Origin of the sequence: Buttiauxella gaviniae ATCC 51604 (assembly GCF_001654835.1) — a bacterium.
GTDB lineage: Bacteria > Pseudomonadota > Gammaproteobacteria > Enterobacterales > Enterobacteriaceae > Buttiauxella > Buttiauxella gaviniae.
In genome coordinates this window covers 1-13932 of sequence record NZ_LXEP01000006.1, presented here as the reverse complement: position 1 = coordinate 13932, position 13932 = coordinate 1, and the positions used below count along the sequence as shown (strand labels likewise).

The window sequence follows — 13932 nt, the reverse complement described above, 5'->3', positions numbered from 1 at the left end:
GGTTGCACCGCTCCAACCGAATTTGTCCGAATTTGTGTGCGTGAAAGCCATCAGAAAACGGGGTTAACTACTGGTCAGGGAAGAAAAGGAACAGGGACGTTATGTCACGTTTACGCACAGACTGGGTTTGTATCGCCACATCAGGGAATACGGTTGATGGGCGAGAAATCAAGGAAGAATGGCTGCAGGAAGCGGCCGAGTTTTATAACCGCCAGGTTTACACCGGTCTGATGTGGCCGCGCCATGATGAAACGATGGAGCAACGTTCATGGAGCTATAACTATGGCGAAATCGACGCTGTAAAAGTTGAGAAGGTCGACGGCGTACTAAAGATGTACGCAAAGCTGATGCCGAATGACTGGCTTATTGCGACCAATGAAATGGGCCAGAAATTATTCACATCTGTTGAACTGATACCCAATTTCGCTAATAGCGGTAAGTACTATCTGATGGGACTGGCTGTGACCGACATTCCCGCAAGTCTCGGGACTGAGCGCCTGATGTTTAGCATTGATGGGCACGAGTCACCAGTGGTGCGCGGTAGCGTTGAAACCTTCTCACTCGGAGCGCTGAAAGAAGCGGATGAGCCAACCAGCACACGTGATAAATCGTTTCTGTCGCGTCTTTTCAGTCGCAACAAAGAAACCCAAACCCATAACACGGAAGAAGACGAAATGACCAAGGAACAGTTTGATGCGCTGATGGGGCGCATGGAAAAACAGGATACGGCTATCGCCGGCATTCAGGAACAGGTGAAAGCGTTCAGTGCTGGTGACAAGCCAGTTACAGAGCCAGAAAAGCCGGAAGAAAAACCAGTAGTAACGGGTATTACGGTTGAGCAGTTCACGCAGTTGGAAGGCAAGCTGGACTCAATTACCCAGAAGTTTGATGCGATGGCTGGTACCAGTACTACTAAACAGCCGGGTGAAAATCCAGGTGAAGAATTTAACGGCTGGCTGTAAGGAACAGGGATGAAACCAACTACCGAAATTTTAGTACAGCAGATTCGTAATGTACTGGCGAAGCAATACCAGGCTGACCCACAGCAGGTTTTACTGGGTAAATCATTTGCCATTACCGGGCCGCAGGAAGAAAAACTCTTAGGCGCTGTGCAGCAGAGTACCGAGTTTTTGCAGCTGATTAACATGCCGATGGTGACCGACATTGCGGGTGAGAAAGTCTTTTCCGGAATGCAGCGGAGCATCACTGGCCGTAAAAAAACGGGCCGTTTCCGCGCACTTGCTAATCCAGGCGGTGGCAAGTACACCTGCGTAGATACAGACAGTGGCGTCATTATTCCATGGAAAACAGCGGATACCTGGGCTCGTATGGGCGGTCAGTTTTTGGCGTTGTATGGGGCATACGTTCAGAAGCAAATTGCACTCGACCAGTTGATGATCGGCTGGAATGGTGTGTCTGTTGCTGATGATACCGACCCAGCTACACAAAAGCTGTTGGAAGATGTGAACAAAGGCTGGATGCAGTGGATGCGTGACAATCTGCCGAAAAACATCCTTACCGGTGGCAAAACTGCCGACAAAATCCACATCGGCACTGATAAAGATGCGGATTACACCAGTCTCGATCATCTGGCTTATGACCTGCGTCAGGGGCTTGATCCGGTTCACCGCCAGCGTACTGATTTAGTGTTGATGGTCGGTGCAGACCTCATCGCCAAAGAAGCGGATGCCGCCGGCAAAATGCATGGTCGTACCCCGACTGAGCGTTCCGCCATGAAGCAAATGGATCTGATGGGGTCATTCGGCGGTCTGCCTGCAACCATCCTGCCAAACTTCCCGGCGCGTGGTTGTGTCATCACGACTTATGAAAACCTTTCGCTCTATACCCAGGAAGGCTCTATGCGTCGTGCGTTTAAAGATGACGACGATCACAAAGGCCTGGTTGATTCTTATTACCGCAACGAAGCGTATGTGGTGGAAGACGAGACCCTGTTTGTGGGCCTTGAGCCTGGTAACGTCGTGCTGGAAGGCGACAAAGGCACCACTACCAATCCATAAGGGATAAATATGAGTTTATTTCGTGACCATCAGCGCCGTGTTGAAGCGGCGCAGGAGCTGAAGGCGGGAAATGTGGAGGCCGTTGTGGCCTCCCCAAACAGCCTGCATGTGCAGATTGCTGCGCTGCGTCTCGATGTAGAACGCCTGCGCAGCCATTCGCAACAACGTGCTGACCGCATCGCCATGAAGCGTGATGAGCTGTTGCCAAAGTGGAAGCCATGGGCCGAGCAATATCTGGAATCGGGTGAAGTGTTTAACAACCCGGTATTCAGTTACTGCGTGATTTGGCTGTTTGATACAGGTGAGTTGGAACAGGCGTTGGAATGGGCAGAAATTGCCATTGAGCAGGGCCAGGAAACGCCGGAGAACATCCGCACCGACTTTGCCCACTTTGCAGCTGATTACATGCTGGAGTGGGCAGAAACCGAAGCCGATAACGGTCGTTCTGTTGAGCCATATTTCAGCGCAGTTTCTGAATGTGTTCTTGAGCACTGGAAAGTTAACGAATTTGTACGGGCTAAATATCTGCGCTTTGCCGCACTGCATCTGCTGCGTGATGAAGATGGTATGCCATCCGTCACCGCAATTTCTGATGTTGAAAAACTGAAAGATGCTGATGCACTGCTGGGTAAGGCGACGGAAGTTAACCCGCGCATTCAGGTTACAACACTCCGCAATAAAATTGCCCAGCGATTACGCAAGCTGGCGCAAACGGAGTAACGAGCACCGAAGCGCCGACGGCTCGCAGGGGAGGCAACAGGCAACAGCCTTAATTGTCGTGGAGCCTGGTCTGAGCCGTCATTTCAGGGATGAATTATGTTCAGCGGTAACCCGATTGATTATCAGGATGTGCCGGTCACAAACGATGGTTTCTGGCCTGATTTGAACGTAAAGGATTTTCAGGACAGCCGCAGCATCCCGGCAGATATTTCACCTGCAACGGTTTCTGATGCACTGGTCAGTGCCATGGCGCAGGTGAATAACAGTCTGGTTATCCAGCGCCAGCGTTATATCGACAATGGATTTAACCGCGCTGCAGATGTGATCGGGCCTGCGTATCAGGGCACTAATCACATTGTCGCTCAGTACCGCAAAGCGGTATTTGCCAGGGCAAAAGCTGACCTGATGGGCGAATGGAAAAGCGTTGTGCGCGTGAAAGATGATGCACAGGCGGCAGGTACTGAAACGCAGGATGCATTACTGGCTGAAGCCAATTTTGCAGTGCGTAGCCTTAAGGGGCTTTCCCGTGTGGGGGTGTCCATCATATGACTCTGCTTGATTCGCTGACTGAGTTTGTAAAGAGCAACATGCCGAAACGCGCCATGGAAGGGTTTGAAAGCCTCATGGATGAGGTGCGTTTTGAGCCGGCAGCGCGTGACCTCGGGGCGGGCCAGTACCGGCTGTCCATTATGCAGTACACGGTTACGCTGGAATGGGCGCGTTTCCCCTTCCGGGTCTATGACCCACAGATAGCAATGGCACTGGTTCAGGTCTGGTATATGACCGAAGGTGCAAAGGCTATGGATAGCATCAATATGGACTGGGAACTGCCCGAGATTGATGTGGAGGTGGATGAGGATGAAACGGCCATTGTGTTAATCACAGGCAAATTGTCAGAGCCCGTGGATTTGCTGGAAGACCCGGACGGGCCAATACCTTTTGATGGTTGTCGCTGGCGTCTGGCTCAATCGTCAGTCTGGGTGGCAGAACAGGCAACAATGTTTGTGGGAAGCGGTGACGGTACATGGCCGGTGCAATCAGAGGTGAGTTAAATCCCTCTCAGCTAAAGGTGCTGAAAGATGCGCTGAAATCGCTGGAGCTGACACCGGCAAAGCGCCGACGGCTTTTATGGCGCCTGGCGAAGTATGGGCTGGTTGCGGCAGCAAAACGCAATGTGCGAAACCAGCAAACACCGGATGGCGTAGCGTGGCAAAAGCGCAAAACAAAGCGCAAAGGCAAGATGCTGCGCAATATGCCAAAGCTTATCCGGGTGCGCGAAATGCCGGAAATTGATGCAGTCAGACTGTATCTGAGCGGTGGCAGTTACCGAAACGGCCAGCGCGAAGTGCCAGCCGGCACGGTGGGTTACGCACAACAAAACGGCATGACCGCCACCATCAGTGCCCGCCAGTCTGCATCTTCATCAGGGCAGACCGGCCCGGCAACATTGCGGCAGGCAAAGCGTCTGCGTAAAGCCGGGTTTAAGGTGCGCAGCGGTAAACGGTGGAAAACACCAGGATTTAAAGAGATTCAGGAAAAGGTCAGCGCCGCTCAGGCGGGGTTGCTGATACGAAAGCTGGAGGGGACGCCAGCGAAAAAGACATGGACTGTCACCCTGCCTGCCCGTGAGTTTCTGGGTATTGGCGAGGATGATTTTATGAAAGCACTGGCGCGACAGCTGCAGGCAATAGGCTTTGGCTGGGACGTCAATGCACAGGATACGTAAGGGGAAGGGATGACCTGGCCAACTGTAGACGTCAATCAGCTGAATCAGCTGCAGGGCGAAACGAACGAAATTGAGCGCGTCATGTTGTTTGTCGGTTCGCTCAAGGCAACCGGCGGCACTGCAACTGCTGCCGTGCTCAGTGGTGGTGTGCTGGCAACCGGCGATAAAACCATTACCAAATTCACTGCTGTTACTGATGGCGCATTCAAACTGACCATTAACGGCACGTTAAAAAACGTCAGTGGTCTTGATTTGTCAGCAGTGACAACACTTGCTGAAGTGGCCACGGCGGTATCGGCAAAACTGAGCACACTGGCAACAGTGACATGGAATGACTCAGACAGTCGATTTGTGGTGACTACGCTGAATACGGGCGCAGCTGCAACGTTGACTGTAGCCACGGCAGGTTCATCAGGCACTGACCTGAGCGTTTTACTGAAACTGACCGCAGCTGCAGGTGCTGTTGTGGTGCCTGGCCATGCGGGGGCGTCTGTGCCCAATGCAGGGAAAGTGCTGCCGGTTAACACGCAGACCGATTTTGATGTGTTGCTGGGCGCTGGAAATAGCGTTCTTAAAACTGACCTGCAGGCCGCGATGCGTAATGCTGGCCAGAACTGGTTTGCTTATGTCTGGGTGATGGATGGTTCCAGCCCTTCCGGGACATTTGCTGATGCGGTGAAGGCTGCGCAGGCGGTTTGCTCGGTGGAAGGTGTGGTGCTTTGCGACGAAATTGCCGCTAAAGACGACATTACACTGGCGGGAACGCTGATTGCGGATGTGCTGGCTAAATACCAGCGTTGGATCCATGTGTATCTGTCTGTGCAGGGTGTTCAGAAAACGGAAGCCTGGGCAGATTATCTTGCTCGCGTCACTGCGTATCAGGATGGTATCGCGGATGCTGGCGTTACGCTTATCCCGCGTCTGTTTGGTGCAGAGCCAGGCGTTTATGTCGGTCGTCTGTGCAACCGGGCAGTGACCATCGCAGACAGTCCGGCGCGGGTAAAAACCGGGCCAGTTGTCGGGCTGAACAGTACCGGCAATAAACCCGTTGATAAAGACGGTAACGAGCTGGGGCTGGATACCCTGCAGGCGCTCAGTAAGGCGCGATTCAGTGTGCCGATGTGGTACCCGGATTATGACGGTTATTACTGGTCTGATGGCATCACACTGGATGCCGAGGGCGGTGATTATCAGGCGATTGAAAACAAACGTGTTGTTGACAAGGTGTGTCGCCGTGTCCGTTTACTAGCCATCGCAAAAATTGCTGACCGTTCGCTGAACTCCACGCCGACCAGCATGGCATCACATCAGCAGTATTTCGCCGGCCCGATGCGTGAAATGTCCCGCACGATGCGCATTCAGGGTGTCACATTCCCCGGTGAAGTTATGCCACCACAGGACGGTGATGTACAAATCCTATGGCGCAGCAAAACGCAGGTGGAAATTTACATCATCGTGCGCACCTACGAATGCCCGAAAGGAATCAAGGCGTCTGTCATGCTGGATTTAAGTTTACAGGGAGGTAATGCCTGATGAGTCAGCGCATTTCTGGTCAGTCCGTTGACTGCAGTTTTGACGGTGAACTGATCCATTTCGATAAAATTTCGCTCGATATTACTGATAACACAGCCGCTGCGCAGACGCGCGGTGTTCCTGATGGCTATGTATCGGGTGATGTGGCCGCAGATGGCGAGGTGGAGTTTTCTTCTCGCGTACTGAAAGACCAGCTGACACCTATTGCTGCTCGTGCAGGTTCATGGCGTGGCATCCCGACGTTTGACGTGATGTGGTATGCAAAAGCCGGTGACGAAGAACTGAAAGTGGAGGCGTTCGGCTGCAAATTGCTGATCACTTCCATTCTGGATGTCGATCCAAAGGGCGGCTCCACCATGTCACATAAAGCAAAATTCATCGTGACTAACCCGGAGTTTGTGAAAATCAACGGCGTTCCAGTGTTATCTGCCGACGATGTACGCAATCTGATTGGGTGAGACATGCAGGAACACGAAAAAACGCTCTATACCCTGTTGGCCATCGGTTGTCTTGGCGCACTGGGTAAGATGCTCGATGGCAATGATCCGATTACTCCGCGCCTCTTTTTCTCGCGCGTGATTATCGGCAGCCTGACATCGACAGCCGCCGGTGCGGTGCTACTTCAGGTTCCCGGTGCCAGTCCACTGACCATTATCGGTTTGGGGGCAGCGCTGGGGATCGGTGGGCATCAGGCTCTGGAAATCTGGTTACGTCGGAAAAATAAGGATAGCGAATGAGCAATGGATTTGTATTTGGCAAGCGCAGTGAAGACAACCTGCGCGGTGTCAATCTGAAGCTGGCTATGGTGGTGCGTCGTGCCCTGCAGCTGACGACGGTTGATTTTACCGTTATCGAAGGTCTGCGCACGGCAGAACGCCAGCGCCAGCTGTATGCAGAGCACAAAACCAAAGTCACCCACAGCAAACATCAGGACGGGCTTGCTGTGGATTTATTCCCGGTTGGCGGTACCTGGAAAGTGGCTGAATTTATCCCGGTGCACCACGCCATGCAGCAGGCAGCAGACGAGCTGGGTATTCGCATTCGTTGGGGCGGTGATTTTAACGGTGACGGCCACGAAGTGGGCAATGACAACTGGGATTGCCCGCATTTCGAGCTGCGCTAATGAGCCGCGCAACACTTTGGGCGCTCATCATTGGTCTGGCCGCAGGCTGGTTTTGTCGGGGCTGGGAGCAGGATTCTGTGCAGCTGACCATCAATACAGCCGCACAAAAAACCGGTGAGAAGTTGCGTGATGAACTGGTTGTGATTGCAGCGGATTCAGCACGCCAGCTGGAAACAAAAATCGAAGGGCTGAAGAATGCACAGCCAAATGAAATACGTAGCGAAATTTATAAGCCGGTTTTCACTAACGTTTGCGTCTCTGATGATTTTGTCCGGATGTACAACGATGCAGCCAGTGCGGCAGAACGTGCCTTATCAGGAAAACCTGCTGACGAAGTGCCCGGAAAAACTGCCGCGCCTGCATGGGAAAGCAGGCACTGATTTATCTGCTGCTTTATTGCTTTATCAGGATATTTACCCGGTGTGTGCTGCTCGGCATAACACTCTTATTAATGAGATTTTTTTGCGAAGGAAAGCGAACAATGAGTAAAGAACAAATTATCGTCCTGGGTGTTTCCGGTACTGACCTGACGTTTAAACCGACCATGCAGGATTACAACAAATTCGTAAACGAAATGATGCCAGACAACAAGATTGCACCGGCTCATAACTACCTGCGCCGCATCGTTGATAAAGAATCAAAAGATGCGCTGACCGCACTTCTTGAGAAGCCAGGCGCTGCGCTGCAGCTGGCGGCAAAGGTTAATGACCAGTTTGTGCCTGAGCTGGAAATCGAAGTAAAAAACTAACGGCGCGGGTTCGCGCTATTGAGCACAACGGGCTGGAGCAGTATCTGATACTGCGCCGCCACTGGTTGCCAGAGGAAGGCGACAATCCGGACAGCATTGCTGCGGCTATCTGGCTGGATAATCGTCACTGGGAGAATTTGCGTAAAGCCACTGCAGGTGGAATTGCGCTGGCATTAAACGGTGACAAATGAGCGCACAACTCGACTTTACCCTTGCACTGATTGATAAAATCACCCGGCCTCTCAAACAGGCAGAGGCCGGGGTTAAAGGCTTTGCCAGTAAATCTACTCAGGCATTCAGCAACATTGCCGTGGGAGGTGCGGGTCTGTTTGGTGTCGGCATGGGCATTAAAGCGGTGCTACAGCCGGCGCATGAAATGAATATGGCGCTGGGCGAAGTGCGCAGCCTGGGCACAGCTGAGAACGCGCTTAATTCCCTGCGCGATGCTGCCATGAATTTTTCGATTGCTTACGGCGGCAGCGCCACCGATTTTGTGAAATCCTCCTACGATATTCAGTCTGCTATTTCCGGCCTTGCCGGTGATGACCTTGCGTCATTCACTAACGCATCCAACGTACTGGCCAAAGCGACCAAAGCCGATGCAGGCACCATTACTTCCTATATGGGCACCATGTACGGCATCTTTGCCAAAGATGCGGCAGCGATGGGCAATGCCAAATGGGTGGAAGATATCGCAGGCAAAACCGCCATTGCGGTGAAAATGTTCAAAACATCCGGTAATGAAATGGCCGGCGCATTCACAGCACTGGGAGCCTCTGCGACATCTTCAGGCGCGGGTGTATCTGAACAGTTCGCCATTCTGGGCCAGCTGCAGTCCACCATGTCAGGCTCTGAAGCCGGCACTAAATACAAATCTTTCCTCGCCGGTGTTGGCGGTGCGCAAAAAGCGCTGGGACTGGCGTTCACCGATGCCAGCGGCAAAATGAAAAGTACGCCGCAAATTCTGGACTTGATCCGGGGGAAATATGGCGACCTGAGCAAAGTGGCGGATTCCGATCTCATCAAAAAGGCATTCGGCTCTGATGAAGCGGTGGCCATGATTAAGCTGCTTATCAATAACACCGATACCCTGAAGGGAAACATCAACGCCATCGGCAACACTAAAGGCCTGGACTACGCCGTCAACATGGCCAAAAACATGGTTGATCCGTGGGAACGGCTGACGGCATACATGGATGCTATCCGGATAGTGATTGGCGCAACCCTGTTACCAACTATTTACCCGCTGCTGAATGGCGTGGCTGATACCGGAAAACAGTTTATGCGCTGGCAGGCCATCTTCCCGCATATCACCAAAGCGATCGGGCTGATGGTGATGGCGATGCTGAGTCTGGGCGCAGCTGGTTCCGTCGCTAATATTGCAATCGGCGTACACCGTTTTGCCATGCTGGGGCTAAAAAGCGTACTGGGGCCGGTTGCCCGTCTGCTGGGATTAAACCGCCTGGCGATGCTCGCCGGGAATCAGGCAACCATCATTTTCAGTGCCGGTTTAAAAATGGTTCGGGGGGCAATTCTTGCCACGAGCATGGCGGCCAGAATGGGGGCAGCATCGTTTCTGATGATGGCATGGCCTGTTGCACTGGTTGTGGGCGCAATCGCTGCACTGGTTGCTGCTGTGTATGTATTCTGGCAACCCATCAAGGCGTTTGTCAGTGGTTTTATCAGTGGGTTCAGCGAGGCATTCAGCGCATTAACGCCGTTCGCTGGCATGTTTGATGTGATTGCAACGGCTATTTCCCCGGTATGGAATGGTATCAAAACACTGTTTGGCTGGTTTTCCAGTCTGCTTTCGCCAATCCAGATGTCAGCCGGTGAGCTGAATAATGTCACCAGTGCCGGCCAGGCATGTGGGCAATTTGTTGCGCAGGCCATCGGTCTGATCCTTTCACCGATTCAGCTTGTTATCACGCAGTTTGGCCATTTGTTTGATGCGATGGGCATTATTAAACAGGGCTGGCTGGATGTGATCGCCGTGTTCAATCTGGCATCACCGGTTGAGTCGTTTCAGAAAATGGGCGAAGTCATCAGCAATGTTTTTGCAGGGTTATGGGATGTCATTAAGGCGTCTTTCTCTGACACGTACAACTGGATTGTTGAAAAGCTGAACATGCTGCCGGGTGTCAGTATTGAAGCCATGAATATTGCCAGTACATCAACTACTGCAGCCATGCCAACAGCCGCCGCGCTGACAACCGGTGGCGCAGCTGCTGCGCCGGCATCATTCACACCGGATTTGTTGACCGGTGGAACGGTTCAGGGAGTAGGCAGCAAAGGTGTGCTGGCTGGCGGTGCGGTGAGTAGCGGGCAGACCACCATTGACCAGCGAAAAACCTTTGGTGATACCACCATCCAGGTGCAGCAGATGCCAACCCCAACACAGTTGCGTGAATGGCAGGAAACGCAGGGATGAGTGATTTATTTATAGATTTGCTCATTACCGGCGGCGATATCGTGCTGAATGCCGGCAATGAGCCAATGACCTGCAATAACCGCTACAGCATCGGGCAGGACCTGGTGCATGCAGTGATGGAAAGCGGTCTGGCCACAGCGTTAATTGCAGAGCGCAGCCCGACACTGCGCAGCGATATTTTCACTCAGATAATTCTGCTGGTTGAAAATGATGAACGGATTGTTCCGGGAACGGTAGAGGTGGAAGAAGAAAGCCTGACCAGGCTGTTTATCACCGGTGACACCTATGATTTTGGGCCGCTATCCGAGGGAGTGGATTATGGAAAAGCCGAAGGCTGATTTTGAAAAAGTCCTGCAGGATGCAGGAATGCCGGTCACTGAAGAAGCCGTAAAAGCGGAATTTAACCGCCTGGTGAAAGCCGAGGGGTTTGTGACGAATACCTCCCGCATGTCTCCGTTCTGGCGTCTGGTGACGGCATTAATCACTACGCCGGTAATGTGGATCATCAGCGCACTGATTAACATTGTGATGGCCAACATGTTTGTGGCCACTGCGACCGGCTCGCTTTTGCGTCTGCTGGCGTGGGGGCTGAATGTCACACCGAAACCCGCCAGCGCGGCGCAGGGGGTAGTGCGTTTTACCAAAATTACCGCCGGCCAGGTGGCAACAGTGCCAGCCGGTACGGTTGTGCAGACTGAGCGGATTAATGGCGTTATTTATCAGCTTGCCGTCACCGCTGACACAATCATCCCTGCAAACGTCGCTTCAGCTCTGGTGCCAGTACAGGCCAATGGCGCGGGGGCTGCATGGAATCTGGCCCCCGGTTATTACCGTATTTTGCCGGTGGCCGTGCCTGGCATTGCCAGCGCGGTGACAGAGGATGACTGGTTGACGCAACCGGGTGGCGATGACGAATCAGATGATGAACTGCGCGAACGTTGCCGCAACCAGTTCAACCTGGTAGGTAATTACCACACCGACGCGATTTACCGCAGCATGATTGCGGAAGTGGTGGCGCTGTCAGTGGATCGCATCTTCTTTAAGCATGACGCACCGCGCGGGCCCGGTACGGCAAACGCATATCTGCTGCTCGACAGTGGCCAGGCATCGCAGCCGTTTATTGATGCGGTCAATGATTTTATTAATACCCAGGGGCATCACGGCCATGGCGATGATATGCAATGCATGGCCATGCCCGAAACGCACCGTGACCTGACGGCAACGGTGTACGTGGTCAATCTTTCCAACCTGAGCGACGAAGCGCAGGCCGCGCTAAAAAGTGATGTCGAAAGTCTGATCCGTTGCGCATTTCGTGAAAATACCGCCTGGGATGTGGTGAAGACATGGCCTTATTCGCGTTTCTCATTTTCACAGCTTGGCAGGGAGTTGCACGAATTACTGAGCGGTGTCGATTCGGTGGAGTTTTCCATCAAAGACATCACCAGTCAGTTGGAAGTGCCGCGCCTGACATCGCTCACTGTGGAGCTGAAGAATGCCTGATTTCACTAAGCTAAAACTTCCGTTCTGGATGGATAAAGGCGAGCTGGCAAAGTTGTTGTCTGGCTGCAAAAAGTTCTGGCAGTGGCTGTATGACTGGTTGTTGTGGCCATCAAAACAATTCGATCCCCTGACGTGCCCGGAAGCCATCCTGAATCTGCTGGCGTGGGAACGGGATATTACCCGGTTCAGTAGCGAGCCGCTCGACCTGTTCAGAAAGCGTGTGGCCTATGCCTGGATAAATGCGCGTGATGCGGGCAGCGTCGAAGGATTCATTGAGATATTTCACCGGCTGGGCATTGGTTATGTGGAGCTTCAGGAACGCCAGCAGGGCAAGGACTGGGACGTTATCACCATCCGGGTGAGTGATGGCCAGATAGCGGCAAATGGTGCGCTGTTACGGGAAATTATTCGCCAGTATGGACGTACCTGCCGCCGCTATGAATATGAAGTGATCACCATTAACGAACTGGATGTTCGTGCCGGGTGGTTCACAGGTGATTACGTGGTTTATACCGCATCAAAATAAGATTTCAGGGAAGAAAACATGTCACAGACCGTTATCACTACAGCTTTTGAGGCGCTAAAAGCGCAACAGGCTGCAGCCAATATCCCCGTTGTACTGGATGAATTTGTGTTTGCCAATGTTCCAAATCTGAACATCACAGACGCTATCGATCCCGCTGAGGCGATGCCAACTGCAGGGCAGATTGTCCATCGTGCAGGCGTGGGAAAAACCGGTGTGGTGAATGCTAACGCCGTGGTGTATTCCATCACGCTGGGCGCGGATGTCGGCGATTTTGATTTTAACTGGGTGGGGCTGAGAGATAAGACCAGCAACACGCTGGCCATGATTATTCATGCCCCATTACAGCAGAAGGTAAAAAACAACGCCGGCACTCAGGGTAACGTGCTGACACGTTCATTTCTGATGGAGTACGGCGGGGCAAAAAAAGAAACACAAATCACCACGCCTGCAGGTACCTGGCAGATTGATTTTACTGCGCGTCTGGCGGGGATGGACGAGCGTCACCGGGTTGAAAATATCGATGTTTATGGCTCTGGTGCCTTTATCGGGGAGGGTTTTCTGGTTAAGCGTTCCGGGAACAATTACAGCGTCACTGCCGGTGCAGGGTATGTCGGGGGGGTGCGTGCGGAACTGACGGCAGACGAGGCGCTGACAGTGACCACTAAGCCAGTAAAAGTCTGGGTTGATACCAGTTTTACCGGAACGCTGACCAGTGTCTGGCAGGTGAGTACAGTGGTTACCTTGGCTGATACGCTGGCTGATTACGTGAAAAATGATGTAAATCATTATGTGTTTGCGGTTGCTCAGATTAACGCTGACGGTTCTGTGATTGACTTAAGAAAGATTGGCAGTAATACCGATGATTTACTGGCGAAACATATTGCTGAACGTAATGCACATCCGCAGTATGCTTTTAAGGACTCACCACAATTAACAGGTAAGCCAGAAGCCCCGACTGCCTCTGCCACAACGAATGATACCCAAATAGCTACGACAGCATTTGTTAACGCGGCTATTTCGGCTTTAGTCGCTTCCTCCCCAGAGAAACTGGACACATTAAACGAACTGGCCGCCGCGCTGGGAAACGATGCTAATTTTGCCGTCACTGTGATGGCGATGCTTGCTGGCAAAGCTCCACTGGATAGCCCATCACTGTCGGGTACACCTACAGTACCTAATGCAAATCAGGACGAAATTGACCTGCGAATTGCCAATACATCTTTTGTTGCGCAAGCAATCGCGGAATTAAACGGTGGAGCACCTTCCACCTTAAATACTCTGAAGAAACTGGCAGATGCGCTTTCATTTAAGGCATCACTGGCAAGCCCGACATTTTCCGGAGCGCCGATGGCACCCACTCCTTTGGCCGGGACTAACACGCAACAACTGGCGACAACCGAATTTGTTCACGCTGCAGTGGCGGCGCTTGTCAACTCTTCACCAGCAGCTCTGGACACGCTAAAAGAACTGGCTGATGCGCTGGGAAATGATGCTAACTTTTCCACCACTATTACTACGGCACTGGCAGCAAAGGCGTCACTAGACAGTCCATCATTTACAGGAACCCCTGCAGTACCTAATGCAAATCAGGACGAAATTGACCTGCG

The 13932-nt window shown here is 52.5% G+C and carries 18 protein-coding genes; all 18 read left to right on the top strand.

The window, feature by feature from the left end; all coding sequences use genetic code 11:
• Window positions 1-101 precede the first annotated feature (101 nt).
• Window positions 102-962: a GPO family capsid scaffolding protein gene (locus tag M977_RS03770; RefSeq protein ID WP_064512317.1), complete on the top strand. Its 861-nt coding sequence runs from the start codon at window positions 102-104 to the stop codon at window positions 960-962.
• A 9-nt stretch (window positions 963-971) separates the two neighbouring features.
• Window positions 972-2018, top strand: a complete 1047-nt coding sequence (locus M977_RS03765; protein ID WP_064512315.1) for a phage major capsid protein, P2 family — start codon at window positions 972-974, stop codon at window positions 2016-2018.
• Window positions 2019-2027: 9 nt separating this feature from the next.
• Entirely contained in the window at window positions 2028-2738 is a 711-nt protein-coding gene (gene gpM, locus M977_RS03760) for a phage terminase small subunit (protein WP_083962900.1), read from the top strand.
• A gap of 96 nt (window positions 2739-2834) precedes the next feature.
• Window positions 2835-3287 carry a head completion/stabilization protein gene (locus M977_RS03755; RefSeq protein WP_064512311.1) on the top strand — a complete coding sequence of 151 codons (453 nt, stop codon included), beginning with the start codon at window positions 2835-2837 and terminating at the stop codon, window positions 3285-3287.
• A complete protein-coding gene (locus M977_RS03750; protein ID WP_064512310.1) occupies window positions 3284-3790 on the top strand; it encodes a phage tail protein in 507 nt (168 codons plus the stop codon). The genes M977_RS03755 and M977_RS03750 overlap by 4 nt, the downstream gene beginning before the upstream one ends.
• Window positions 3763-4464, top strand: coding sequence for a phage virion morphogenesis family protein (locus tag M977_RS03745; protein WP_064512309.1), 702 nt, complete (start codon window positions 3763-3765; stop codon window positions 4462-4464). The genes M977_RS03750 and M977_RS03745 overlap by 28 nt, the downstream gene beginning before the upstream one ends.
• Before the next feature lie 9 nt (window positions 4465-4473).
• Entirely contained in the window at window positions 4474-5997 is a 1524-nt protein-coding gene (locus tag M977_RS03740) for a DUF2586 family protein (RefSeq protein WP_064512307.1), read from the top strand.
• Window positions 5997-6455 (top strand): phage protein, encoded by a 459-nt coding sequence (locus M977_RS03735; protein WP_064512304.1) that lies wholly within the window; start codon window positions 5997-5999, stop codon window positions 6453-6455. Before M977_RS03740 ends, M977_RS03735 begins: the two co-directional genes overlap by 1 nt.
• 3 nt (window positions 6456-6458) lie before the next feature.
• A complete protein-coding gene (locus tag M977_RS03730; RefSeq protein WP_064512303.1) occupies window positions 6459-6734 on the top strand; it encodes a phage holin family protein in 276 nt (91 codons plus the stop codon).
• Window positions 6731-7120, top strand: coding sequence for a M15 family metallopeptidase (locus tag M977_RS03725; RefSeq protein ID WP_064512301.1), 390 nt, complete (start codon window positions 6731-6733; stop codon window positions 7118-7120). Before M977_RS03730 ends, M977_RS03725 begins: the two co-directional genes overlap by 4 nt.
• On the top strand, window positions 7120-7500 hold the full coding sequence (locus tag M977_RS03720; protein WP_064512298.1) for a hypothetical protein: 381 nt from the start codon (window positions 7120-7122) through the stop codon (window positions 7498-7500). The genes M977_RS03725 and M977_RS03720 overlap by 1 nt, the downstream gene beginning before the upstream one ends.
• 101 nt (window positions 7501-7601) lie before the next feature.
• Window positions 7602-7868, top strand: coding sequence for a putative phage tail assembly chaperone (locus M977_RS03715; protein WP_064512294.1), 267 nt, complete (start codon window positions 7602-7604; stop codon window positions 7866-7868).
• Between the two features lie 17 nt (window positions 7869-7885).
• A complete protein-coding gene (locus tag M977_RS26005) occupies window positions 7886-8059 on the top strand; it encodes a DUF6890 family protein (RefSeq protein ID WP_425339036.1) in 174 nt (57 codons plus the stop codon).
• Window positions 8056-10299: a phage tail tape measure protein gene (locus tag M977_RS03710; protein ID WP_064512292.1), complete on the top strand. Its 2244-nt coding sequence runs from the start codon at window positions 8056-8058 to the stop codon at window positions 10297-10299. Before M977_RS26005 ends, M977_RS03710 begins: the two co-directional genes overlap by 4 nt.
• Window positions 10296-10637: a DUF2590 family protein gene (locus M977_RS03705; protein ID WP_064512291.1), complete on the top strand. Its 342-nt coding sequence runs from the start codon at window positions 10296-10298 to the stop codon at window positions 10635-10637. The genes M977_RS03710 and M977_RS03705 overlap by 4 nt, the downstream gene beginning before the upstream one ends.
• Window positions 10615-11799 (top strand): baseplate J/gp47 family protein, encoded by a 1185-nt coding sequence (locus tag M977_RS03700; protein WP_024194830.1) that lies wholly within the window; start codon window positions 10615-10617, stop codon window positions 11797-11799. Before M977_RS03705 ends, M977_RS03700 begins: the two co-directional genes overlap by 23 nt.
• A complete protein-coding gene (locus tag M977_RS03695) occupies window positions 11792-12325 on the top strand; it encodes a phage tail protein (RefSeq protein WP_064512289.1) in 534 nt (177 codons plus the stop codon). The genes M977_RS03700 and M977_RS03695 overlap by 8 nt, the downstream gene beginning before the upstream one ends.
• 18 nt (window positions 12326-12343) lie before the next feature.
• Window positions 12344-13932 (top strand): phage tail-collar fiber domain-containing protein (locus M977_RS25685; RefSeq protein ID WP_209438597.1); only part of this gene is annotated, 1589 nt, incomplete at its 3' end.